This window comes from Halocatena pleomorpha (assembly GCF_003862495.1).
GTDB classification, from domain to species: Archaea; Halobacteriota; Halobacteria; order Halobacteriales; family Haloarculaceae; genus Halocatena; species Halocatena pleomorpha.
On the sequence record NZ_RRCH01000018.1, the window covers coordinates 1 to 23,763 of the forward strand.

28 protein-coding genes are annotated in these 23,763 nt (G+C 59.6%); 18 read left to right on the forward strand and 10 right to left on the reverse strand.

Going from position 1 to position 23,763, the window contains the following annotated elements; genetic code table 11:
• The first annotated feature begins 124 nt into the window (after positions 1-124).
• The 11 genes from EIK79_RS08635 to EIK79_RS08685 all read left to right on the forward strand — a co-directional run bounded on the left by EIK79_RS08635 (position 125) and on the right by EIK79_RS08685 (position 8,795).
• On the forward strand, positions 125-676 hold the full coding sequence (locus EIK79_RS08635; RefSeq protein ID WP_124954722.1) for a hypothetical protein: 552 nt from the start codon (positions 125-127) through the stop codon (positions 674-676).
• Positions 677-1,093: 417 nt separating this feature from the next.
• The gene (locus EIK79_RS08640; protein WP_124954723.1) at positions 1,094-2,185 is read left to right on the forward strand and encodes an aldo/keto reductase; all 1,092 of its coding nucleotides are present in this window, start codon (positions 1,094-1,096) and stop codon (positions 2,183-2,185) included.
• 77 nt (positions 2,186-2,262) lie between these two features.
• Complete coding sequence (locus EIK79_RS08645; RefSeq protein WP_124954724.1) at positions 2,263-3,366, forward strand: MFS transporter; 1,104 nt, start codon at positions 2,263-2,265, stop codon at positions 3,364-3,366.
• Between the two features lie 27 nt (positions 3,367-3,393).
• Complete coding sequence (gene tnpA / locus EIK79_RS08650; RefSeq protein ID WP_124954725.1) at positions 3,394-3,774, forward strand: IS200/IS605 family transposase; 381 nt, start codon at positions 3,394-3,396, stop codon at positions 3,772-3,774.
• Positions 3,771-5,045, forward strand: a complete 1,275-nt coding sequence (locus tag EIK79_RS08655; RefSeq protein ID WP_124954726.1) for an RNA-guided endonuclease InsQ/TnpB family protein — start codon at positions 3,771-3,773, stop codon at positions 5,043-5,045. Before tnpA ends, EIK79_RS08655 begins: the two co-directional genes overlap by 4 nt.
• 59 nt (positions 5,046-5,104) lie before the next feature.
• A complete protein-coding gene (locus EIK79_RS08660) occupies positions 5,105-5,293 on the forward strand; it encodes a hypothetical protein (RefSeq protein WP_124954727.1) in 189 nt (62 codons plus the stop codon).
• A gap of 31 nt (positions 5,294-5,324) precedes the next feature.
• Positions 5,325-6,500, forward strand: coding sequence for a glycosyltransferase family protein (locus tag EIK79_RS08665; RefSeq protein ID WP_233738062.1), 1,176 nt, complete (start codon positions 5,325-5,327; stop codon positions 6,498-6,500).
• Positions 6,497-6,961, forward strand: a complete 465-nt coding sequence (locus EIK79_RS08670) for a DUF7109 family protein (protein ID WP_124954728.1) — start codon at positions 6,497-6,499, stop codon at positions 6,959-6,961. Before EIK79_RS08665 ends, EIK79_RS08670 begins: the two co-directional genes overlap by 4 nt.
• 69 nt (positions 6,962-7,030) lie before the next feature.
• Positions 7,031-7,630, forward strand: coding sequence for an NUDIX hydrolase (locus EIK79_RS08675; protein ID WP_124954729.1), 600 nt, complete (start codon positions 7,031-7,033; stop codon positions 7,628-7,630).
• Positions 7,631-7,678: 48 nt separating this feature from the next.
• Positions 7,679-8,263, forward strand: coding sequence for a DUF7437 domain-containing protein (locus EIK79_RS08680; protein WP_124954730.1), 585 nt, complete (start codon positions 7,679-7,681; stop codon positions 8,261-8,263).
• 1 nt (position 8,264) lies between these two features.
• Complete coding sequence (locus EIK79_RS08685) at positions 8,265-8,795, forward strand: hypothetical protein (RefSeq protein WP_124954731.1); 531 nt, start codon at positions 8,265-8,267, stop codon at positions 8,793-8,795.
• A 176-nt stretch (positions 8,796-8,971) separates the two neighbouring features.
• Here EIK79_RS08685 and EIK79_RS08690 read toward each other — a convergent pair whose 3' ends face one another.
• Positions 8,972-9,664 (reverse strand): DNA methyltransferase, encoded by a 693-nt coding sequence (locus EIK79_RS08690; protein ID WP_233738064.1) that lies wholly within the window; start codon positions 9,662-9,664, stop codon positions 8,972-8,974.
• A 161-nt stretch (positions 9,665-9,825) separates the two neighbouring features.
• Here EIK79_RS08690 and EIK79_RS08695 point away from each other — a divergent pair, with 161 nt between their 5' ends.
• Positions 9,826-10,617, forward strand: coding sequence for a DUF7388 family protein (locus tag EIK79_RS08695; RefSeq protein WP_221621720.1), 792 nt, complete (start codon positions 9,826-9,828; stop codon positions 10,615-10,617).
• Here the strand turns inward: EIK79_RS08695 and EIK79_RS08700 are convergent.
• Both EIK79_RS08700 and EIK79_RS19420 read right to left on the reverse strand, forming a co-directional pair.
• A complete protein-coding gene (locus tag EIK79_RS08700; RefSeq protein WP_124954734.1) occupies positions 10,593-11,057 on the reverse strand; it encodes an Hsp20/alpha crystallin family protein in 465 nt (154 codons plus the stop codon). The two genes, EIK79_RS08695 and EIK79_RS08700, sit on opposite strands and share 25 nt — an antisense overlap.
• 50 nt (positions 11,058-11,107) lie before the next feature.
• Complete coding sequence (locus EIK79_RS19420; protein WP_449405143.1) at positions 11,108-11,263, reverse strand: DUF7559 family protein; 156 nt, start codon at positions 11,261-11,263, stop codon at positions 11,108-11,110.
• 204 nt (positions 11,264-11,467) lie between these two features.
• Here EIK79_RS19420 and EIK79_RS08705 point away from each other — a divergent pair, with 204 nt between their 5' ends.
• A complete protein-coding gene (locus EIK79_RS08705) occupies positions 11,468-12,547 on the forward strand; it encodes a saccharopine dehydrogenase family protein (RefSeq protein ID WP_124954735.1) in 1,080 nt (359 codons plus the stop codon).
• On the opposite strand, the gene EIK79_RS08710 is transcribed toward EIK79_RS08705, so the two are convergent.
• From EIK79_RS08710 to EIK79_RS08730, 5 genes are all read right to left on the reverse strand, one after another.
• The gene (locus EIK79_RS08710) at positions 12,541-13,407 is read right to left on the reverse strand and encodes an aminotransferase class IV (RefSeq protein ID WP_124954736.1); all 867 of its coding nucleotides are present in this window, start codon (positions 13,405-13,407) and stop codon (positions 12,541-12,543) included. The two genes, EIK79_RS08705 and EIK79_RS08710, sit on opposite strands and share 7 nt — an antisense overlap.
• Positions 13,392-14,012: an anthranilate synthase component II gene (locus tag EIK79_RS08715; protein ID WP_124954737.1), complete on the reverse strand. Its 621-nt coding sequence runs from the start codon at positions 14,010-14,012 to the stop codon at positions 13,392-13,394. Before EIK79_RS08715 ends, EIK79_RS08710 begins: the two co-directional genes overlap by 16 nt.
• A gap of 24 nt (positions 14,013-14,036) precedes the next feature.
• A complete protein-coding gene (gene pabB, locus EIK79_RS08720) occupies positions 14,037-15,500 on the reverse strand; it encodes an aminodeoxychorismate synthase, component I (RefSeq protein ID WP_124954738.1) in 1,464 nt (487 codons plus the stop codon).
• The gene (locus tag EIK79_RS08725; RefSeq protein ID WP_124954739.1) at positions 15,500-16,111 is read right to left on the reverse strand and encodes a helix-hairpin-helix domain-containing protein; all 612 of its coding nucleotides are present in this window, start codon (positions 16,109-16,111) and stop codon (positions 15,500-15,502) included. The genes pabB and EIK79_RS08725 overlap by 1 nt, the downstream gene beginning before the upstream one ends.
• 63 nt (positions 16,112-16,174) lie before the next feature.
• Positions 16,175-16,966: a shikimate dehydrogenase gene (locus tag EIK79_RS08730; protein WP_124954740.1), complete on the reverse strand. Its 792-nt coding sequence runs from the start codon at positions 16,964-16,966 to the stop codon at positions 16,175-16,177.
• 82 nt (positions 16,967-17,048) lie between these two features.
• Between EIK79_RS08730 and EIK79_RS08735 the strand changes: the two genes are divergently transcribed.
• The 5 genes from EIK79_RS08735 (at position 17,049) to EIK79_RS08755 (ending at position 21,219) form a co-directional block, all read left to right on the forward strand.
• The gene (locus tag EIK79_RS08735) at positions 17,049-18,404 is read left to right on the forward strand and encodes a D-aminoacyl-tRNA deacylase (RefSeq protein WP_124954741.1); all 1,356 of its coding nucleotides are present in this window, start codon (positions 17,049-17,051) and stop codon (positions 18,402-18,404) included.
• A 67-nt stretch (positions 18,405-18,471) separates the two neighbouring features.
• Complete coding sequence (gene ftsZ / locus EIK79_RS08740; protein ID WP_124954742.1) at positions 18,472-19,653, forward strand: cell division protein FtsZ; 1,182 nt, start codon at positions 18,472-18,474, stop codon at positions 19,651-19,653.
• Between the two features lie 112 nt (positions 19,654-19,765).
• Positions 19,766-19,939, forward strand: coding sequence for a protein translocase SEC61 complex subunit gamma (locus EIK79_RS08745; RefSeq protein ID WP_124954743.1), 174 nt, complete (start codon positions 19,766-19,768; stop codon positions 19,937-19,939).
• The gene (locus EIK79_RS08750; protein WP_124954744.1) at positions 19,939-20,376 is read left to right on the forward strand and encodes a transcription elongation factor Spt5; all 438 of its coding nucleotides are present in this window, start codon (positions 19,939-19,941) and stop codon (positions 20,374-20,376) included. The genes EIK79_RS08745 and EIK79_RS08750 overlap by 1 nt, the downstream gene beginning before the upstream one ends.
• A 114-nt stretch (positions 20,377-20,490) precedes the next feature.
• On the forward strand, positions 20,491-21,219 hold the full coding sequence (locus tag EIK79_RS08755) for a PHP-associated domain-containing protein (protein ID WP_124954747.1): 729 nt from the start codon (positions 20,491-20,493) through the stop codon (positions 21,217-21,219).
• A 13-nt stretch (positions 21,220-21,232) separates the two neighbouring features.
• Here EIK79_RS08755 and EIK79_RS08760 read toward each other — a convergent pair whose 3' ends face one another.
• Together EIK79_RS08760 and EIK79_RS08765 are read right to left on the reverse strand one after the other, a co-directional pair.
• Positions 21,233-21,709, reverse strand: coding sequence for a metal-dependent hydrolase (locus tag EIK79_RS08760; RefSeq protein WP_124954745.1), 477 nt, complete (start codon positions 21,707-21,709; stop codon positions 21,233-21,235).
• A gap of 506 nt (positions 21,710-22,215) precedes the next feature.
• On the reverse strand, positions 22,216-23,583 hold the full coding sequence (locus EIK79_RS08765) for an outer membrane protein assembly factor BamB family protein (protein WP_124954746.1): 1,368 nt from the start codon (positions 23,581-23,583) through the stop codon (positions 22,216-22,218).
• Between the last annotated feature and the right edge of the window lie 180 nt (positions 23,584-23,763).

Sequence of the window (23,763 nt, forward strand, 5' to 3'; positions counted from 1 at the left end):
GTCAAAAAAGCCGCTCGCTTGACGAGCCGGTCGCTCACTCCGTTCGCGCTGCGACTCGTTGGCTCCCGCTCGCCGTGCTCGCGGGAACTGCGCTCGCGGGAACTGCGCTCGCGGGGGGAAGGAGATGACGTTGCCAGTGTTTCAGTTCTGGGATCGGCTGGGCGAGTCGGTGAACATCTCGACCCTTGATGATCGAAGCCGGATCTCGAAGGCTGAGCTGTACTACGTGATGGACGTAGGCACAGGGGTCTGGTGCAAGCCGTGTCGGAGTACGGGCTGTGCGCACGCCACCCAGATCGAGGAGATCTTAGCGACGGCCGGACTCGGTCGGTCGCAGGCGAGCTACGACGATTTGCCCGGCATTGCGAACATCACGCGCTATGAAGCGACAGGGGAACTGGTCACCACCGGGTGGTTCGACAATGGCGGGCGCGTTCGGTATCACGAACAGCGCGACGGGACCGTCGTCCAGTCGGTGTACACGCCGGAAGACGACCAAGACCCAACTGCGATAACCGAACAGCCCGACGCAACGAGTGCGCCCGCCGCGTTAGTCGCACTGCTCGCGGAGTACTGCCACTATCGCCAGCGCGGGGATCTCGATGGACTGCGCCAGCACTGTCCAGAGGTCGCACGTGTCGTGGACAAAGCGCCCGTCGTCCACGCCGACGACTAAAAACAACAGAGTCGGTGAAGGCGGAGGCGGTCGCGGTGCGGGGGCGGAGCGGGCAAGGTCATTCCCCGCGAGCGTCAGCGAGCGGCCTTTTTTGGTCCAGATTTTTTGCGGGAGGGTGGCGCAGCCACCCGAGCGGAAAAAAGGTGGGCTGGTATCGCCAGCGCGGCGATCTCGACGGTTTGCGCCAGCAGTATCCAGAGGTGGCGCACGTCGTGAGTGAGGCTCCTGTCGTTCACGCTGACGATTGAGAACACAAAGGCGGCGGTCGCGGAGCGGAAGCGGTCGCGGTGCGGCAGCGGAGCGGGTAAGACGCAGCACCGCGAGCGTCAGCGAGCGGCTTTTTTAGTCCAGGTTTTTTGCGTGAGGGTGGCCTCCGGCCACCCGAACGCAAAAAAAGTGGGTGTTCAATGTAGTAGTATGGCGACGAACACGGCGACGTGGGCGTACCGGGATCGCTTTCCCGACTTCGCCCGCACGTACTTCCGGCGGCTGTCAGACTGTGTGGTGTCGAGCATCGGCGTGGGAACGTATCTTGGCGACCCGACCGACGCGGCCGATCGGGCCTACCACGACGCCGTCGTTCGGGCGATCGAAAACGGCGTCAACGTCGTAGACACAGCGATCAACTACCGCCACCAGCGCAGCGAACGGGCAGTTGGTCGGGCGATTCAGAACGCCGAAACCGACCGTGAAAGCGTGTTCGTGGCGACGAAAGGCGGGTTCGTCCCGTTCGACAGATCCCGACCCGACGACCCCCAAGCGCACATCAGACAGGAGTATCTCGATTCTGGGATCATCAACTCCGAGGATCTGGCTCGTGGTGTGCACTGCATCCGCCCCTCGTTCATCGATGATCAGCTCGACCGGTCACTCGACAACCTCGGCGTCGACACCATCGACCTGTACTACGTCCACAATCCCGAAACGCAACTCGAAACGACGCCCAGAGAACAGGTGTACGACCAACTAGAGGAGACGTTCACCCGCCTCGAAGAGCGCGCACTAGCAGGGCACATCCGCCACTATGGGGTCGCAACGTGGGAGTGCTTTCGCGTACCACAAGAGCACGACAGCTACCTTTCGCTGCCCGAAATCGTTGAACGCGCCCGGAACGCCGCCGACCGGGCAGGGACCGACGCCACACACTTCCGAGCGATCCAGCTGCCGTTCAACGTTCACATGGCCGATGCGTTCACCGTCGAAGCGCACGAGTCGAGCGAGGGTCTCAAAAGCGCGCTCCGGTTCGCACACGACGCCGGATTGAACGTGTTCACGAGCGCCTCCATCGGACAAGGGGAGTTAGCCCGATCGGGAGCGATTCCGGACGCGGTGGCCGCCACGCTGAACGGTGACAGCCCTGTCCAACGAGCCATCAACTTCGCGCGGAGCGCCCCCGGCGTGACGAGCGCGCTCGTCGGCATGCACACAACCGACCACGTGGATGAGAACGTCGCTGCCGGGACGTTCGAGCCGATGGGTGCACAGGCGTTCGACGCCACGTTCGAGTAGCGTCATCCCCACGCTACAGTGTCTCACCCGGTAACGGATTCACGAGGATTGATAGACGCCGACTCGAATCTACGATCGTGACGCGCCGTCAGTTGTTCGGTACGTTGTGCTCGATGGTGTTTTTGGTCAACCTCGCGCGGGTACTGTTCTCGCCGTTGCTTGAGCCGCTGAAAACGACATTCGGTGTGACGGACGCGACCGTTGGACTGCTCGCAACGCTCGTGTGGATTGGTAGCGCGAGTCCTCGCCTTCCCGTCGGGTACCTCCTCACGCGCGTTCCTCGCCACTACGTGGTGATCACATCCGGGACCGTTCTCACGGCGGCAGCCGGACTCTCTGCAACTGCGAATACCATCGAGTGGCTGATGGTGGGCGCGTTCTGTTTGGGCGTCTCAAGCGGCACGTATTTCATCGCTGCGAACCCGCTGGTGACCGAACTGTTCCCAGAGCGCGTCGGAGATATGATTGGTATCCACGGGATGTCGAGCCAAGCAGCGGCTGTCATCGCGGCACCCCTCGTTGGCGGCGTGGTGCTCGTCGGGTCGTGGCGACTCGCGTTCTCGTTGCTCGCCGTCGTGGGTGGACTCACAACGATCGCCCTCCTTGGGACCATTTCGACGACCGACCTCCCGTCGGCGGGCACGACAGATCGCCATTTCATCCGTGCAGCACGCCGCCAGTGGCGGCTGATCCTCGTCGGCGTCGTGTTCGTCGGTGTGACCGGATTCGTTTGGCAGGGCGTGTTTAACTTCTACGTCACGTATCTAATCACGGCGAAATCGCTCTCACAGCCGGCGGCACAAGGCCTGTTGACGGTGTTGTTCGGGGCTGGCGTCCCCGCGTTTCTGATTACCGGCTACCTCGCCCAACGTCTCCCTAACGCGCCGCTTATGTTCGCTATCTGTGGTGCGTTCGCGTGCTGTCTCCTCCTACTCACTGTCGCGTCAGGCTACCTTGCGCTGTTCGTTGTGAGTGCGGTGCTCGGCTACGCTATCCACTGTTTATTCCCAATTATTGATACTTTCTTACTTTCATCGTTTCCCGATAAAAGTCGCGCTAGCGCGTATGCGGTTTACGGAAAATTCGAGGCGAAAGCCTCGCCCTTCAGGGCGGGGATGAAGCCGACCAACAGTATTCAACCGCCGACGATGGCAGAGACGGGGTTCCAACGCAATCTTTAAGCCGTCCGACAGTGATAGTATGCATAGATGGTAAAGAGCACCCGTCACGCGAAATACGAACTCTACTACCACATAGTGTTCGTGCCGAAATATCGGCACTCGCACCTGACGGGGAAGACGAAGGAACGTCTCGAAGCCATCTTCGCGGAAATCTGTGCGGACAAAGATCTCGAACTGGCCGAGTCAGAGGTCATGCCCAACCACGTACACTTGTTCATCGGAAGTCCGCCCAAGAACGCCCCGTCACTCATCGTCAACTGGGTGAAGGGCATCTCGGCGCGGAAGTACAACCAACGCTACGACGACCGCGTGAAGTGGACTCGTTCGTACTACGTCGGTACGGCGGGAAGCACCTCGAAGGGCGCTGTCGAACAGTACATCGCTGAACAGGAGGGTGAAGACGAATGAAGCGCGCCAACACCTTCGAGGTAGTTCCACAGACAGAGAACGACAAAGAGTGCCTCCTACGGCTACTCGACGCATCCGCCTCCCTGTGGAACGAACTGACCTACGAACGCCGTCAGAACTACTTCGGTGACGGCGACGTGTGGGACACCTCCGAGTACAGAGGACGCTACAACGGTATCGTCGGTAGCGCGACTGTTCAACAGGTCACGCGCAAGAACAGCGAAGCGTGGCGGTCGTTCTTTGCCCTCAAAGAGAAAGGCGAGTACGCCAACCCGCCGTCGTACTGGGGAAACGAGGAGGACGGACGCGAACTCCGTACCTACATTCGATGCAACCAGTACACGATTGAGTGGGGGAAGCGTAGCCGTCTCGAAATCTCTGTCGGGCAAGAACTGAAAGACGAATACGGACTCGGCTACCACGAACGACTCCGCCTCGAAGTCCGAGGCAACCCGAAATGGGATGGCAAACAGGGTCGTCTGGAACTTGAGTACGACGAGGTGAGCGACACGTTCAGGGCTTTTCAACCAGTCACTGTCCCTGATTCTCGACTGGATTCACCACTGGCTTCTCACGAAGCCGCCCTCGACGTTGGCGCGAACAATCTCGTCGCCTGTTCCACGACTACTGGGAACCAGTACCTCTACGACGGTCGGGAGTTGTTCGGACGGTTCCGTGAGACGACGCGAGAAATCGCCCGCCTACTGTCGAAACTCCGAGAGGGACGCTACAGTTCCAAGCGGATTCGACGGCTGTATCGACAGCGGACGACACGCCGTGACCACGCACAGAACGCGCTGGTGCGCAACCTCGTTGAACGGCTGTACGAGGAGGGAGTTGCGACGGTGTACGTGGGCGACTTGACCGACGTGCTGGAAACGCACTGGTCGGTCAGGGTGAACGAGAAGACGCACAACTTCTGGGCGTTCAAGAAGTTCATCCACCGCCTCGCATGCGTCTGTGAGGAGTATGGCATCTCCCTCGAAGCCGAGTCGGAAGCGTGGACGAGTCAGACGTGTCCCGAGTGTGGCGACCACGAGAGGACGGTTCGCCACGGGAATACGCTGACGTGTTCGTGCGGGTTTGAGGGGCACGCCGACCTCACAGCGTCAGAGACGTTCCTTCGGGAACACAGCGATACGGAAGTCAGGCCGATGGCACGGCCCGTGCGATTCGAGTGGGACGACCACGAGTGGTCGGGGAAACCACACCCTCACGAAAGTCCCAAAGAAGTGCGCACAAACCCGCAAGTTGCCTCCGTAGGTCGGTAGCCGACCCCTCACGGTGGAATCCTCGCGCTTTAGCGCGGGGAGGATGTCAAAGTGGTGGAATGATGTTGGTGCAGGCCCCCGGAAGTTCCGCACTCGGCGTGCTCGTTGACGCCGGCTACGGATTCGATCTCGTCTTTCGGGGATTTGCTGGCGTCATCGGTCTCGTTCTGACGGTGTTCGTAGTAGTGTATCTGACTGGTTGGTTTCCTCCTGACCGACGACCCGAGTCGCTCCCAATCGATCGATGAGTCTTTTCCCCTCGTCACATTACCTTCGCTGATGGAGTACGTTCAGGAGCGGATACCGACGCTACACGATTTTACTGACACCGTTCCCGACGCACCGACCGATCGGGCGAGCATCGTCATTCCGATGACCGGTCACGCTCACACGAGCCACGCCACAGACCGCATCCTACGGACGCTCGAAGACGTGGCTCCTGATCGTGTCGTGATCGCGTTGCGCGCCGATGCGCCAGCAGTCGCGTCGATTCACGACTGGCTGACGGACTACGACGTTCCCACTGAGACGATCTGGTGTAACGGTCCTCGCGTGAACGAACTGCTAACGGAGGCTGGTTTCGGTGACACCGGCGGCAAGGGGCGAGACGTGTGGCTTGCCCTTGGTGTCGCAAGCGATACGAAATACACCGTTGTCCACGACGCAGACGCCGAAACGTACTCACGCAGCCACGTCAACCGGCTATTGTTCCCGCTCGAACGCGGACATTCGTTCGTCAAGGGATATTACGCACGTATCGAGCGAAACCAATTGTATGGACGGCTGTTTCGGCTGTTTTATGCACCGCTCATCCGTGCGTTGTCCCAACTGTCTGGGGCTCCGATCGTTTCGTATCTCGGTGCGTTTCGGTACGCTTTGGCCGGAGAGATGGCGATGACAACCCAACTCGCGCGTCGATTGCGGGTGCCTCCCGGTTGGGGCTTGGAAGTCGGTGCACTCGGCACTGCGTTCGAACACGCTGGGTTCGAGGGCACTGCCCAGATCGACCTCGGTGTCCACAAACACGATCACCGATCGGTCAGTGGGCCTCACGGACTGGGTGACATGAGCATCGATGTTGGTGCGTCGCTGTTTTCCGTGTTGGAAGCAAACGGTGTTTCTCCTGACTACGAGTCGTTGCGCGAGCGCTATCGGAAGACAGCAAACCGACTCATCGATCAGTACGCCACAGACGCGGCGTTCAACGGGTTAGACTATGACAGCAACGCTGAACGCGACCAGATCGAGGCGTACCTGCCGGCTGTGAAGTCGCCAACGGCTGACACTCGTCTCCCCGCATGGACGGACACCGCTATCGATCCGGATTCGATTCGAACAGCGTCACGAGCGGACATCGGTGACGCCGTTGACGCCGAGAGCGGTGGGTCTCAGCCAAATCGTGATAGCGACGGTGATATCACCACCGACCGTGTTGATCTCGACGCCGACAGATGACGCTCGAATGTTCCGCCGACGAACTCGCAGGGATCGTCGACCTGTTCGGCGTCCTCACACGAGACGAACTTGACGACGCGCTCGCAGAACTCGCATTCAGACGCGGGGAGGATCCCCCCGACCGAGCGATCATCGACAGCGCTGTCGCGTCGTACCACCTCGTAGAGTACAATCGAGGGCTTGCGGTCGGGCCGACAGCCTTTCCGACGATCCCGACCGGCGCGACCGATCTCCCACACATCATGTCGATTGAGGCACGGTCGATCGATCGGGAACGACTCGCCCGCTCGGTCGAGAAGCGCTTTCGTGGGGAGACAGCACGAGCCGTCGACGCCGCCGCCGAGCGCCAGATCGCCCATCTCCGCGACGTAAGTTACGATCTCGAAACGTGGGGTGCAGTCGATCTGACACGAGTTCGTGACCGACTGCCGGATAGTGATCCGATCGAGAGCCGGGTATGACGCGTTTGGAACGCGAGCAAATTCAACACTCACCGCGGAAGATAAATCCATTGGATGAGTGATGGATGTATGGACTTGGCACGAGTCGGTGACCACGATCCGATCGTGGTGTGTAGCGAGGAACGCGAGGCAGCGGTGCTCGTTCCGGTTATCGCGCTGGATGCGGGTCCAGAACTGCTGTTCACCGAACGCGCCGACTATCTCAGTGAACATCCCGGACAGATGAGCTTTCCCGGCGGTGGGCGCGAACCGTATGACTCCTCACTTCAGGAGACCGCTCTCAGGGAGGCTCACGAGGAGATCGGTCTCCGACGGACAGAGGCGGACGTGATCGGTCAACTCGACTGTATCCGAACGGTCACCCGTTATTCGGTGTGTCCGCACGTGGCTCGAATTCCGGATCAGACGTATCTCCCCGACGAGCACGAAGTGGCTGAGATCGTGCGGCTCTCCATCGACGCGCTCACCGACGACGCCAATTACGACTCCGAACAGCGTGATCACCCCTACTATGGGGACATCCGACTTCATTACTTCCGCGTGGACGGATACACCGTTTGGGGCGCAACTGCCCGCATTCTCGTGCAGTTTCTCGAACTCGTCACCGACTGGGAGTGTCCGCCTGAACCCGACCGCCGCGTTGATCCCGACGCCGAGTTTCCGGTGTGAGTCGGGAGAACAGGCTTATTACGTGTTACGAGAAATACGAAATACAGAATGGCTTACTCTGTCCCACCACAGCACGAGCCGAACGCCGTCGACCGGATGATCTCCGTTGTGGACCTCTTGGGAACACCGACGCTTGCTCGTATCTACACGTACCTCGCCCGCACGGCGGAAGACCCAACGACTGAGGAAGTGATCGATGCGCTTGGGATCGCTCAGACAACCGCCTACGAGTCACTCAACCATCTCACCGACACCGGACTCGCTGAACAGACTACCGAGACTCGTCCCTACCGGTATCGAGCGATCCCGGTGGATCTGCAGGTGGCGATCGACAGCACAGAAGCGACGCCCTACGCGATCACGCCGATGCTGATTGATGCGATCGGACGGAGCGCCGACAATGAAAACATCGCCCTGTACATCGATCGCAATGGGATCGGCGGGCTGGCAGACGCGCTCATCTATGCGATTGATCATACAGCGGGGCGCGTCACGACCCAGATTATGGCTCGTGAACTAGATCATTCAGTCCTCGAAGCCGGGACGATTCTCACGGAACTGCGTGATATCGTCCGGACATGGCAGCCTGAGCACGTCGAGAACGACGACGCCGGGAGCGAACATCCCCTGTGAGATGTCGAGTGTCGCTCACATCGCCGACGCGAGCCTTTTCATCGCATCGGGAAGCGTTCAGAACGCGAAATTCAACGCCCTTCGGACTGAAGCACGACGGACCGACCGCAGATTCATCATCCCTGAACGCGTTTACGAGGAGTTAACGGACCGATCAGACGGAGACGAGACCGAGTATACGACGAGCACGCTCCCGATTGATGTCGCTATTGAGGATGGGTGGGTGGCGGTGTTTGGGCCGCTTGACTATACGAATCCACGTGTGGCAACCGCAATGGATGACACGTGCCGTTACATTGCTCGGGAAACTGACCGACAGGAGAACACGATCGAGAAAGCAGACGCAGCCCTTGCTGGGTGTGCAGCGCAACTGTTAGACACTGGTGCTGTGGACCGGGTGGTCGTTTACACGGCTGATATCGCTGCTGGCGAGGGTATCGTTGCAGCGATCACCCACTCGGATCTTCCCGATCGCATTGAATTCATCGAGGGATTCTCATATTTAGAAAATCTGACTGCTGACCCGTTCTGAGTACTTGATCGCAACGAATTCAGTTGAAGATATTTTTCATTTACAATAACGAAGCGATACACTCTCTGAACGGCTCCCCCCGAACTCGTCACCGACAGGGAATGCCCGCCTGAACCCGACCGCCGCGTTGATCCCGACGCCGAGTTTCCGGTGTGAGTCGGCGGGGCACTAGCGTATCACAGCGTGGATTTCCTGAACACGTGACAGTACGTGTGATCGTAACCGTAGCCAAAGCGTCCATCTCGACTGATCGGACTCCCGTCACCGTCCCACGTGATGACGACTTCCCCCTCGAAGTCGAACACGTTCGACACCGTATCCGCGATGTCCCACGCGAGTGGCGTCACCGTTCCGTCGTGTTTCACGTTCGCCACGTCGATGATGACGTGCCCACCGGGAGCCACCACGGCGTCGAGACGGGCGAACGCCGTTTCGATGTCCGTGAGGTACTGTTCGTACGTACTCCGACCCGTGTAGTTCTCGAACGGATTCTCGTTCATCGTCCGAGTCATGAACGGTGGGGAGGTGAAACAGCACTCACACGGGGGGAACCACGACGGCTCCAAATCGAGGACCGAGCCGTGACGGACGTGTGTCGGCGTCGAGAGCCGGCTTTCGATGTGGGCGACCCGATCCGCTTCGTATTCGACGCCGAACGGCACGCGATCGAGCCGCTCGGCCACTATGAGCGTCGTTCCGAATCCTGCGAAAATATCGATCACCCGATCGCCTGCTTCAGTGAACTCTCGCAAAAAACGAGCCACGAGGGCGTCGGGCGTTCGAACCTCGTTCACCTGACCGTCCGGTAACTCCTCGCGGTGGCCGTATTCAAGGGAGAGGCACGTGTCCATGTCGGTGTGGACGCGCACCAACAGTAAATATACTGATGTATAACACACGGTTGACGTACCGTAACGCTCGCCCGGAGCGTCACGCTTTTGCGCCGGCCGAACCAGAACACCGTATGGTCGTTTTCACGGCTGATCGTGTTCCGCATTGTCTCTAATCTCGTTTCAACAGTGGTGGTATCGTGACAGCACAACAGTCCCAACAGCCGTTCGCTCGCGTTGGCTTCGACGCGGTCGCGCTGAAGCCGACGGAGTGTGATCTCTCCCGCGCCGATGATCTCGGTGTCGACACGGTAGTGATTGATTACGAGGGCCGCGAACATCTCCCGACTGCCAACGCACTCCGACACCTCACGGATCGAGGAACCGTCTATCTCACGACGCCCGTCCGTGCAGACGGCTTCGACCCACTCGGTGACGATTCGCTGGTCGAGTGGATTCCCGAGGGCGTCGGGCGTGTGTTCGTCGCCGGGCACGCCGCGTATCTGAGCGACGCAGAGCAGCGCCGAGCGGTCGCGCCGCGTCTCCGGACAGCCCTCGACTCGGCTTCAACCCGCACGCCGTGGGTCGGCACCGAGGGCATCGAGCGGATTGCGCTCGCGGCTGGCGGTGTCCAGTACGAACTACTCACCCGAAAGACGCACTCGTCGGTCCGGGCGCTGCGGGCTGCCGGCTACGACGGTGGCGTTTCGGTGTATGCCCCAACGGTTCTTTCAAGCAAAGAAGACGAGATTCTCGACGCAGTCGGTGGCTACGTCGCACGCCGCCGCGCAGTTCGGGCGGCGTTGGCTGAACAATCGGACGAACCGGCAACCGATCACCGCGCGAGTGGAGCGGTTCGCGATCGACTTCTCACCGCTGCTCGGGAGTTCGCACTCGTCGGAGATCGAGAGACGGTTCGTCACCGGATCAATACGCTCTATGAGGTCGGCGTCGACACCGTTGTTGGCTACCCGGCCGCTGGACTCGACTGATCATCGTCGGCGTCCTCGCTGTCGTCCTCACTGTCCGTTTTGATCCGGATCGGCTCTTCCGTCGACTTCGGTTCGGTTTTCGGAACTCGAATCCTGAGCGTCCCCGAAGACGTGAGTGTTGCCGACGCTGCGCCCGCGTCAACCGACGCCGACGGAAGCGTCACCGACCCGGAACGACGCAGTGCTCGACCGCGCAACAGCAGATCGATCGACTCGTCGAGATCGCGCGTCCGATGGAGTTTGACCTGCAGTTCCGTCCCGACTAAGCGAATATCGATATCTTCGGCTGCCACGCCGGGCGCGTCGAATTCTGCGAGGTAGCTCTCCTCGCTTTCAAGCAGATCGACCGACAGCGGCGTGCGCTCGTGGAGTTGGCTTGTTGCACGACCGACCCCTCCCAACACTGTCCGCTCAATGTGTTCACCGAATCTCCGTAACATGCTCTATCATACGGTGTGCGCGTGTTTATTGATTTGCACTCCTGTGCTGATCAAACGACGATCTCTTCGAGCGTGTCAGAACGACAGTACGGACAGACGAAGTCGTCAACCGTCGTCTTCTCGTCCATATCGTAGGTGTAGTGTAGCTCTACCATATCTATCTCGCACTCCCTGTTTGTGCATTTGGCCTCAACTGTTTTCGGCATATCCCCGGCTACACTGCCAACACTAATCAATACCAGGACCGTTCTGAACTCACCCGAACTGTTTGCGCCCTCATCTATACCAGTGTTATTTGGATATCAAATAAACGCTATTTATAACGTATTTTCATTCAATTACTTATTATCACAGCAATATTCGTCATAGTCGGCGGGTAGATTATGGTTCTGGATCGACGTTATAGACATATGAGTAATCTTCTTGTGTACGGCTCGTACGGCTACACCGGACGGCTCATCGTTGCGACTGCGATGGAACGAGGGATAGAGCCGGTGCTCGCCGGGCGGAACCTGTCTGAGCTAGAGGCACAAGCGTCGGAGTGGGGACTCACATACCGTACGTTCGATTTAGAGCGTCCGGAGATCATCAAGCAGCAGCTATCGCCGGTCGATGTCGTTCTCAACTGCGCTGGCCCGTTCGTTCACACCCACGAGCCGCTTCTCGATGCGTGTCTGGAAACGGATACCCATTATCTGGACATCACGGGTGAGATCGAGGTGTTCGAATCGATCGCTGCTCGTGACGAGCAGGCCACCGACGCCGGTGTAACCGCTCTTCCGGGCGTGGGTTTCGACGTAGTCCCCTCGGACTGCCTCGCGGTCCACCTCCAGAACGCAGTTTCAAATCCGTCGAAGCTCACCCTCGGTTTCGAGAGCCTCGGCACACCCTCCCCAGGCACGGCACTGACGATGATCGACGGGATGCTTTCGGGTGGTGCTGTCCGCAGAGACGGGAAGATACGACCCGTTCCCGCGGGGTGGAACACCCGAACGATCGATTTCGGCTCGGGTGAACGGACGGCAATCACGATCCCGTGGGGTGACGTTTCAACGGCGTACCATTCGACGGGGATCCCGAACATCGAGTTTTACATGGCAGCTCCACCGTGGTCCATCCGCGGCCTTCGCCTCACCCGTCGTCTCGGTCCGGTACTGGAGACACCACCGATCAGGCGTGGTCTCGAATCGCTTGCTAAACGGCTTATCGGCGGCCCGAGCGCGGAACAACGGCAGCACGGAGAAACCCGGCTGTGGGGGGAAGTCACCGACGAAGAGAGCGGAGAAACGCGTATCGCGCGGCTCAAAACCCCTAACGGCTACGCCCTGACCGCTAAAACGGCAGTCGAAAGCGTGGTGCGCACGCTCAATGGTGAACCGGAGCCCGGATTCCAGACGCCTGCCACTGCGTTCGGTCCAGAGTACGTCCTAGAGTTCGACGACGTGGTTAGACGCGACGCGATGGCTCCCCCGTCGACACAGGTTCAGTAGTGTCGTTCAACGAGATCGTCGTACAGTCGCGCGAGCAGGTTCGTTATCGGTCCGTCTCCGGTGGCAATCCCGTCGATCCGTTCGATCGGCCGGAGTTCCCACGTCGTGTTCGTGAGAAACGCCTCGTCGGCTGATCGGACATCATCCAGCGTGTACTGTCCGGTCTCGACCGGAAACGCCTCATCCTCTGCGAGGTCGAGAACGATCTCCCGCGTGACGCCCGGCAGAACCGTCCCCTTCTGCGGTGTTTTGAGCGTGCCCCTCTCGACGAAAAAGAGATTGCTCGTTGTCCCCTCGGCAACGTAGCCGTCGGTGTCCCTGAGCAGGGCCTCATCGGGCTGGTAGCTGTCGGTCGCCGCGCGCCGGAGTTCGAGCCGAGCGAGGATTCCGTTGAGATAGTTGTGGGTCTTCGCGTCGACCGGCACTGCGTCATTCGGAATTCGGCGGGTCCCTACCGACTGGACAGTCGCGTACGTTTCCCAGACGGATGTTCCGTTTCGGCCCCCTCGGGGGAGTTCCTCGACCATCACGACAACGGTCGGATCGACATCGTGACTGGGGGTGAGTTTCCCTGGCTGGATCCCTCGCGTCACTGACACCCGAACGTAGGCGTCGACGAGATCGTTCGCTTCGAGTGTAGCGTCGATCCGTTCACGGAGATCTGTCGGCACCGCGTTAGCCATCCCGAGCGTCTCACAGGTGTTCACTAGTCGCCGTCGGTGGGTCGTCCACGCGAACAGTTCCCCGCCGTATGCCCGAATCGTTTCGAACGCCCCATCGCCGTACCGAAATCCGCGATCGCGCACGTTCACCGTTGCGTTCTCGCTGGCGACCAGCTGCCCGTTTACGTGATAGTACATGAATTCGGTTCCAGACAGATTCGACAGAACGTTTCGATCATCCGATACCCCGCGTCGGTCAGGATGCTCTCCGGATGGAACTGAACGCCTGCGTGTGGTTTGTTGCGGTGTCTGACGCCCATAACGACGTGACCATCGTCGGTGCGAGCGGTCTCAATCAGGCAGTCCGGAAGCTCGTCGGTCACGGCGAGCGAGTGGTACCGCCCGACTGTGAGCCGCTCGGGGAGTCCGGTGAACACGCCTTGTCCGTCGTGTTCGATCGTCGAAGGTTTGCCGTGAACGACCGCAGGCGCGTGCCCAACACTCACGCCGGCGGCAGCGCACAGCGCTTGGTGACCCAAACAGACACCCAGTGCCGGATACGACAGCTCACTGAATACAGCCATCGAGACGCCTGCCTCCGCAGGTGCTCCCGGTCCGGGTGACACGATGACGCCGTCGGGATCAATCGCGCGGATGCCTGCAACGTCGATGTCGTCGTTGCGGCGCACAACGACCGGCTTCCCGTTTCTGTCGTCGAGATCGCTCGCGGTCAGCGACGCCCCGACGTACTGGACGAGATTGTACACGAACGAATCATAATTGTCGATAACGAGAACAGTCATGGTATTTTATTGCACTGGTATCATTTACTGGACGGTGAAGCAGTGTGTCACATCGATCGCCTCGTCGAGTGCGTCGATCAGCGCGCGGGCTTTCGCCATCGTTTCGTCGTACTCGCGTTCAGGGTTCGAGTCGTGGACGACGCCCGCGCCGACGCGGAGGTGGTACGCCTGTTCGTACCGAACAAGCGTCCGGATGATGATGTTCAACGTCGCTCGCTCGTCGAAACCGAACGCCCCGATACTCCCTGTGTACGGTCCTCTCCGAGTCGCTTCTACGTCGTCGATGATCGCCATCGTCGCAGGTTTGGGCGCACCGGTGATCGTCCCGCCCGGAAACACCGCCCCGATCGCGTCCGCCAGATCGCAGTCCTCGCGGAGCCGACTAGTTACAACCGACACGAGGTGCATCACTGCCGAGTAGCGATCGATCCGTCGGTAGTCGCTCACGGTGACGCTGCCGTACTCGCTCACCTTACCGAGATCGTTGCGTTCGAGATCCACGAGCATCGCGTGCTCAGCCCGTTCTTTCTCATCCGAGCGGAGTTCTGCCGCGAGCGCCCGATCTTCGTCCGATGTTTCACCGCGTGGCCGGGTTCCGGCGATCGGTTCTGTTCGCAACTGGTCACCCTCTCGCTCTAAGAGGAGTTCCGGGCTTGCACTCACGAGGTCGCAACTCGGGAATTCGAGCAGTCCCGAATACGGTGCCGGGTTGACACGCCGGAGTGCTGCGTACGTCTCGACCGGATGGACGATAGCAGGTGCGGATAGCCGTTGGGAAACGTTCGCCTGAAACGTCTCACCCGCTCGAACGTGTTCTTTCACTCGTTTGACCCGCTCTGTGAATGCTGCGCGTCCACAGTCGCTTTCGAATCGGGCGGTGTGCGTCTCCGATCGAACTGATGGCGATTCGACCGTTGCATCGCCTGTCTCGATCGCTCGCGTGAGTTCCAGCGCCCGGGTTCGTCCGCGCCGGTAGGCCGCTTCGGGACGTTCGTCTTCCCCAACACGCGGACAGGCTGTGACGCGGAGTTCTACCGTTTTCTCATCGCTAGCGTCAGCTGTCCACGCCGCTACCCGGTCGTACACACCGATCTCAAGCCGGGGGAGTTGGCGGTCGTCCGTTGTACTCGTCGGTATCGATTCGAGTTCACGAGCGATGTCGTAGGACAGCCAGCCGAACGCACCACAGGGGTACGGAATCTCACACTCCCCTCGAACGAGTGTTTCCCGATCGAGTCGGTCGATAAGTGTTTCGAGCGCACCCGTTTGACCGGACCCCACGGTCACTCGGTCGATCGGCTCAGTAGCGAAATAGCCCCAGCCGTCTTGCCCGCCCGTCGTTTCTAAATACACGCCGCAGTCGCCGTCACGAGCACGACGGTAGGCGAGAAACGGATCGTCGACCGCTACACGGACTTCGACCGGGACGCGCACGCCCGTCCGCGCGAGGCGACAGAACGCTGCCCGGTCGGTTACGACTGTACTCATTACCGGTGTTCTGCGCGACCTACCCAGCGCTCGATCCGCTTGACAGAGATGTCCGTCTCGTCAGCGACCGTTTCCGACTCGGCCGCCGCGAGATCGTCCACCGTCTCGATACCTGCCTCACCTAACCGTTCGGCGTACGTCGTTCCCACACCCTTGATTACGTCAACTGGTTCGGACTCGCCCGTCTCGGTGACCGTCGGTCCGTCGGTCTCCGAGGTCGCTCCGTCGGTCTCCGTTTCTGATTCGGTAGTTTTGGGTTCTGATTCGGTAGTTTTGGGTTCTGATTCGGTAGTTTTGGGTTCTGATTCGGTAGTTTTGGGTTCTGATTCGTCTTTCGAATCAGTTTTGACAGCCGTGGCCGTCCCCGTCTGCCCATCTGTAGACACCTCCACATTAGTCTCGGCTTCTTCTACATTGGGGACTCTCGTGGCGTCGGCTTCGGCGGCGCGGGTCGGTTCGGCGTCGGATTTCCTGTCAACTGTCCCGTTACCACTAGAGTCGGAACTGTTCGATTCGTACGATGAAGCGTCAGACACAGCAGTCGTGTCCGTGGGTTTCGATTCCTCGCTCTCGATGTTGAGTAGTGATTTGATCTTATCGAGCAGGTTCATGGACGGTGATAGTGATTCGCAGTACTTAAAGACGCACCTGATCCGTCGTGTGCGCTTTCGACGCTACAACTCTGCGCGGAGTGCGTCGTTCATCGCGTCGATCGGTGCGTCGTGGCCGGTCCAGCATTCGAACGCTGCCGCACCCTGATAGAGCAGCATCCACCCGCCGTCAATGGTCGTCGCGCCGACAGCGGCCGCTTCTCTGAGGAGTCGCGTTTCAAGCGGCGTGTACACCGCGTCCAACACGGTGAGATTCGAGTGGAGTGCCGCCGCCGGAACCGGCGTGGCGTCTTCGTCCATCCCGACGCTCGTGGCGTTGACGAGCACGTTGGCGTCGGAAAGCAACTCCGACAGCGAATCGAGTCCGTGCCCCGAGGCGTCCGGCACAGCTTCAGCGAGTTCGTGTGCCCGGTCGACTGTTCGATTGGCGATTCGGACGGTCATACCGGCGTCAGCGAGACCGAACGCAACAGCACGTCCAGCACCGCCTGCACCGACAACGACCGCCGTCCCCGATAATGTCACGTTATGCCCGCGCAACGCGCGCACTGCCCCCACGGCGTCGGTGTTGTAACCGGTACCGGTCGTGAGATCGATCGTGTTGACCGCACCGATGCGAGCAGCGAGGGGATCGGGATCGATGACCGAGAGCACGTCCTGTTTGAACGGGATCGTGACGTTGAGGCCCTCTATCCCCAGCGCTTGTGCCCCCCTAACCGCTCGTTCGAGCGCGTCCGGATCGGGTTCGAACGTGACGTATCGTGCGTCCATTTCGAGCGTCTCGTAGGCGCGTTCGTGCATGGGCGGAGACAGCGAATGTCCAACCGGGTTGCCGATGAGTCCGAAGACGTTCATAGTCCGGGTTTACGGCGGGCAGATATTAGCTCCCGGTCTCTCGTCTCGATGGGCTTTACTGGTGTGACTGCCGACTGGGGGTGTGATCGGAATCGTTCTCAGCCGCGCCGACAGCGCAAGCGTCCACATCTGTGAGCAACTCCGTGGGCTCGAATCGTGGCGTGAGGAGTACGATGACTCGCGGTCGGACGCCGACGGTGGTGGAACGGTGTACCGCCTCGATGGGGCCGAACTCCGCGAATTCGAGGAGCTACACACTCATCTCGATGGTGTCGACAGCGCGTTTTCAGACATCGATCTGCTGGTCTTTGCTTCCCGACACGCCGGTGAGACAGGACCGCTGCTGACGGCCCACCCGACGGGGAACTTCGGTCCGGCCGAGTTCGGTGGTTACGACCGATCGCTAGCACAGGCAGCCCCTTCAGCACAGTCGACGGCGCTCGCCGCGCTCACCGAACACGCTCCCGACGGATACGATGTCGGACTGGAAGGGACCCACCACGGACCGACCGAACTCACGACTCCCTCCCTGTTCGTGGAACTGGGGAGCGATGAGCCACAGTGGAACGATCCCAAGGGCGCGCGAGCGGTCGCGCGGGCCATCCTCGCGTTGCGTGGCGTCGATCCGTACGACGAGAAAACGCTCGTCGGGTTCGGTGGCGGTCATTACGTCCCACGGTTCGAGCGCGTTGTTCGAGACACTGCGTGGTCCGTGGGCCACATCGGTGTCGATTGGGCGCTTGCGGCGATGGGAGCGCCCCAAGAGCACCACTCAGTCCTTCGACAGGCGTTTGAACGGAGCGAAACCAGTTACGCACTGATCGAGAACAATCCGGCACTCGAACGAACGATCGAGGAACTCGGCTACCGGACCGTGAGTGAAACGTGGGTGCGAGAAACCGACGGCGTACCGCTTGCCCTCGTGAACCATCTCGAACGGTCGGTTCGTCCAATCACGGACGGCCTCAGGTTCGGTGACCGCTGTCCGTCGACTGACGCCGTTTCAGCCGAGTGTGCGTCTATCGATTACGACGGCTTGTCACAGATCAAGATCCCTGCTGATCTCCTCGCGGCAGCGAACGGGATCGACCACGAGCGAACTCTCTCAACGGTTCGTTCCCGCGCCGTCGCCGTTACCACGACCGAGAACGGGACGAAACTCGATCAACCGGTCGTCGTTCCGCCGACTGTGGATCGAAATCACCTTACGGAAGCGTTCATAACGATCCTTCAACGCAAATACGACATCGAACGCGACGGGGAAACCGTCATCGCACACGAGGAGGCGTTTTCCCCTGCTCTGGCGCGACAGCACGGTGTTCCAGAAGGTCCGGCGTTCGGTCGGCTCTCGAACGGACAAGCTGTCGAAGTCAATGACACGATCGTAACACCGGACGACGTTCGTGAACGAAAGACGCATATGTTTTCATCTATATGATAGTCTGACACACGTCATACTGGTGGCGAAAGATAGTTATCCGACGTTGCTGTTATCCAACGCACGTATGGACTCGATCATCGAGGACGCGATCAACGAGGCCGAGGGTGAGCCGGAGGCCGGAGGGAACAACGCCCAACGGGAGAACGGGTCCGAGGTCGATGGAACTGCGACCGAGACCCCTACTGCCGCCACGTCCGGTACGATGACCGATGACGAGCTTGCGGATATTGTAAGTGAGCTAGAAACTAATATCGCGGTGTTCGGGTGTGGTGGGGCCGGTGGCAACACCGTCACCCGGATGGCAGAAGAGGGCATCCACGGCGCGACCCTCATTGCCACCAATACAGACGCGCAGCACCTCTCAGAACAGGTGACCGCGGACTCGAAGATCCTCATTGGTCGGAAACAAACCGGCGGCCGTGGTGCCGGTTCCGTTCCGCAGATCGGTGAACAGGCTGCCCTTGAGAATAAAGACGATATCGACGCCGCCATCGGGGATTCGGATATGGTGTTCATCACGGCGGGGCTCGGTGGTGGAACGGGAACAGGGTCTGCGCCGGTCGTCGCGGAAGCCGCTCAGGAGGCTGGTGCGCTCACCATCGCGGTCGTCACCATTCCCTTCACGGCGGAGGGCAAGCGCCGCCGGTCGAACGCGGACGCCGGATTGGAACGACTGCGATCAGTGGCTGATACGGTTATCGTCATCCCGAACGACCGTCTGCTCGAATACGCGCCGAACCTACCGCTTCAAGACGCGTTCAAGATCTGTGATCGCGTTTTGATGCGTTCAGTGAAGGGAATGACCGAACTCATCACTAAACCAGGTCTGGTGAACGTGGATTTCGCGGACGTGAAAGCGATCATGGAGAACGGCGGCGTGGCGATGATCGGTCTCGGTGAATCCGAATCGGATAATAAGGCGCGCGACTCGATCCGGTCTGCGCTTCGGTCTCCGCTACTTGACGTGGAGTTCTCGAACGCTACTAGTGCGCTTATCAACGTCGTTGGCGGTCCCGGTATGAGCATCGAGGAAGCGGAAGGCGTCGTCGAAGAGATCTATGAGCGCATCGATAACGACGCGCGCATCATCTGGGGTGCGTCGGTCGATACTGAGTTCGAACAGCGAATGGAAACGATGGTCGTCGTAACCGGTGTGGAATCTCCACAAATTTACGGCCGGAGCGAAGCTGATCGGGAAGCCAGATCCCGATCGTCGACCACTGACTCCATCGACTACATCGAGTAGACGTTATCGTCCTCGATCCGGGTCGTCTCGGACTCTTTTCTCAGCCTCGCTCGCTCGTGTTCTACTCGACGCGGTAGAAAGATAGAAAAACGGCCATCTACAAGATCCGACCATGAACATCCCAACAGATCTCTCCTCGTACATCCGGGTGCTCAAACTCGCCAGCACCCCAGGTCGAGACGAGTTTTCACAAATATCACTCGTCGCAGGTGCAGGGATCATACTCGTCGGGCTTCTCGGATTCGTTATCTTCGTTATCATGCAGTTCCTTCCGGGTGGTGTCTGATGTCGATTTACGCCGTCAAAACGACCGCGAGTCAGGAGCGCACCGTTGCAGACATGGTCATGAACCGTGAAGAGTCGTCGGTACACGCGGCGCTCGCGCCCGATTCGCTCACGAGCTACGTGATGGTCGAGGCCGAAGATGCAAGCGTGTTCGATCGCATTCTCGATGAAATCCCGCATGCTCGGGGGTTGGTCGAGGGAGAATCTTCGATCGTGGAGGTCGAACATTTCCTCTCACCAAAGCCCGATGTCGAAGGAATCGCGGAGGGCGACATCGTGGAACTCATCGCCGGACCGTTCAAAGGCGAGAAAGCGCAGGTCCAGCGCATCGACGAAAGCAAGGATCAGGTCACAGTCGAGTTGTACGAAGCGACCGTTCCGATTCCGGTGACCGTGCGCGGCGATCAGATCCGTGTCCTTGATAGCGAGGATCGATAGCTACGACGATCGATCGTCAGCCCGTCGTCCGAATGGAACGGCACCGTTATCAATCGACTGCGAGTATTCGCCATCGTGATGGGAAGAGAAGCCGGGGAGGGTGTCCGGATCGACATGCATGTGAAGGTTTTGGACGAGTCGATCGTCGAACGAGCGAAGGCCCGCGGACTCGATGCACTCGTGTACGCACCCCATTTCACCCGCCTTCCAGCGATCCAAGCGAAAGCAGAGGCGTTCTCTGACGCGGAACTCACCGTCTTTCCCGCTCGGGAGATTTTCACAGGCGCTTGGCACGACCGAAAACATGTCCTTGCGATCGGATTGACGGAGCCGGTTCCGGATTTCATCACGCTCTCCGGTGCGATGGCGGAACTCCACCGACAGGGAGCAGCGGTGTTGGTTCCCCATCCCGAGTTTCTCACCGTCAGCCTCGACGCCACTGACATTCGCCAATACGGTGTGCACGCTGTCGAGACGTACAACCCGAAACATCTGTCCCCACACAACGAACGCGCCCAAACGATCGCCCGCGAGACTGGTCTTCCCGGATTTACCTCGTCGTATGCCCACCTCTCCCGAACGATCGGGGAGACGTGGACCGTTTTCAAGGAGTCGATCGACGACATCAACGACCTTACGGCGGCGTTGAAAGACCACGTGCCACGCCGGGTCCTCCATCGGTCAGGATTCGAACACAACGTTCGGTGTGGCATCGAGCTTGCTCATCTCGCGTACGAGAACACGTGGAGTAAGATTGATCGGATTCTTCTTTCAGGTACCGAACCCACACATCCTGACCACATCGCCTATGAAGGTCGATTTGAAGATGTCCGCGTCTACTGAGCTGTCTGATCGATCACGCAGGCAACGGCGTCACCGACCATCCATACTGCCCGAGACCGTACACGAGGGCGGCTCCCGCCAGTAGTTCGCCTCCTGTGATGATTAGCGTGACGACGTTCGTGTATTCACTTTTGGTCGCTACGCCGGTTGGAAAGCCATACTCCTGTGTGTAGGGGTAGAACAGCGCGATTCCCCGCTTGCTACCGACCATATCCAGCACGTAGTGGGTGAGCACACCGATCCAAACGTAATGAAGATTGCCGAAGACGGCCGGAAACGCGATGAACAGCCCCAACACTGGCAGGTTGTGTAGCGTCTTACGGTGACGGCCGAACTCCGTATCGATATCCGGTACCAACGCCCCGAGTGTGACTGGCACCGCTACCGCGACGATCGTTCTGAGAGTGTTGACATCCCCGGTTGGTGCGAGGATGAACCCGACACCGACACCGAGCAACAATCCGTTGAGTACGTGTCCGCGTTTGTTCATAACTGGTTGCATTTCGAAGCAGCCAGAAACAGTTTCCGTTTCTCGTTTCGAGTGCTGTATACGAATCCGTTTGGAATCGCTTCGGCTGTCCAATCCACCGTACAGGGCGTTTTCCGATCGTTCCTCGAGTAATTTCACCGTTCTCGTACAACTCGACCAATCGACGTTGAGCGTTTCTCTGGTACAGCCGATATCTTGGCTAGTTCCGGTGTATTTGATGGTTCAGGCTCAGTGATACCCCCAATGGATTCGTGGTGCCAATGTCACGGCGACTGTCGCGATGTCGATCCCTCGGACATGCTGTAGCCGTCGACGCGCACTGGCTCGGCTGTTATTCAGTTGGTGAAAAGCTGCCACGTACCCACACCGCAGCCGGCGACGGTGGTTGCTACGCCAAAGCCCGGCCCGTCAGTGGCGCTCGTATCGGCGCCCGAGGGAGTGTCGGTTCGGTCCGACTCCATCTGTGGTGTCGTTCCGTCCGGTCATTGCGTTGTCTCGTCGTGTTGCTAGGTTGTCTTGTCTACCGTGTCGTCCGGCTGCTCGGTGTCTGACTGTGCCGTTGACGTTCCTGTCTGAATTTTGGCTCCTTCCATCACAACGAGGCTATCACCGCTGAGATACACCCGCCCCCCAGCGACGGCGTCTAACCAATACCCGGCGATCCACGGTCCTTCGATCCCCTGTTTCCAGACGATCGATCCGTCGCTCGGTTTGAGTCCAGCGCCGCCAACGTACAGCAACTTCCCAACACGGGCCATGCCGTGGGCCGGGATCGGCTCTGCAGGGGGGTTTTCAGGAGGGATCGGCGGTTGAGGAATCGTCGCCCGCCACGCTTCGCTCCCATCGGTTCGGTTGAGAGCGATGACGTCGGTGTCTTCGCTCGTGGATACGTACAGTCGTTCCATGTCTACTGTACCGATATCCACTCTAACGTCCCCGCCGTAGGACGTTTTCCACCGTTCGTCCCCTGACGCCGCATCGAGCGCGATGATCGTCGCTCCCGGTTCGGTGTTCTCGTTCACGAAGAGGGTGCCATCCGAAATCATCGCTACCGAGAGGTCTTTCACGCGGGGGAGTGCCTCCCAGACAATGTCGCCGGTAGCCGCGTTGTAGGCGGTGACGCCGTTGTCTGGCGCAACGAACACCGATTCATCGGTGACGACCGGCGGGGAACTGTCCTCTGATTCCACCGCTATGGGCTGGCGCCAGCGCACAGATCCATCGTTTGCATCGAGTGCGTACACGAATCGGCCCTCGCCACTGTCGAAATCCGGTCCACACACGAAAAGCGACCCGTCGACCGCTGTCACTGTGGAAAACATACCAGCTACCGGTGCGTCACGCCGCCACAGTTTGTCGCCGGTTTCCGCATCGACTGCGACCACCGCCGTATGCTCTGTGCGGTATATGTTCTCCGAATCGTAGGCACCGATACGAACTGGTGCGTACACGACCCCATCCATCACTGTAGCACTCTCGATGGCTGCTGCTGGAGTATCGGAGAATTCCCTGTCGGGGATTTCGGCCCTGAACTCCCACAGCTCCGTTCCGTCCGCTGCATCGAGTGCGCTCAGCGAACTATCTGTGACGTACACCATCCCGTCGACGACCGCTTTGACGCTCATATCACTATGGTATCCCCCGCTCCAGCCTTCCCACGCGATAGAAACGCTCCCGGTCGGCCCGACGCCGTCCGTACTGAAGGCGGTAGACGCCGCGTTTCCACGGGGATGGTTCCAGTGCTCCTCGCCTGTCGGCTCCGGTTGTGCCTGTATCGGGTCACTCGCACCGAGTGCCACGCCGGCACCAACGACAGCGGCAGCTGCTCCAGAAAGAAACGATCGTCGACCGATTAATGATTTTTGAGATTTCATCTATATGATTGGATTAGTGGTGTCTGGAATATGTTTTCTGGCCGTACCATTGCCGTCTAATCCCTCCAATCGCATCACTCGCGGGGACGGGGAACACGTCAATCTACAGTCGACCGTGAATCGTCTGAAAAACGAGTCCGCTCTCCCCGATTTGAACCGCGTCAGACGGTCACTCACTCC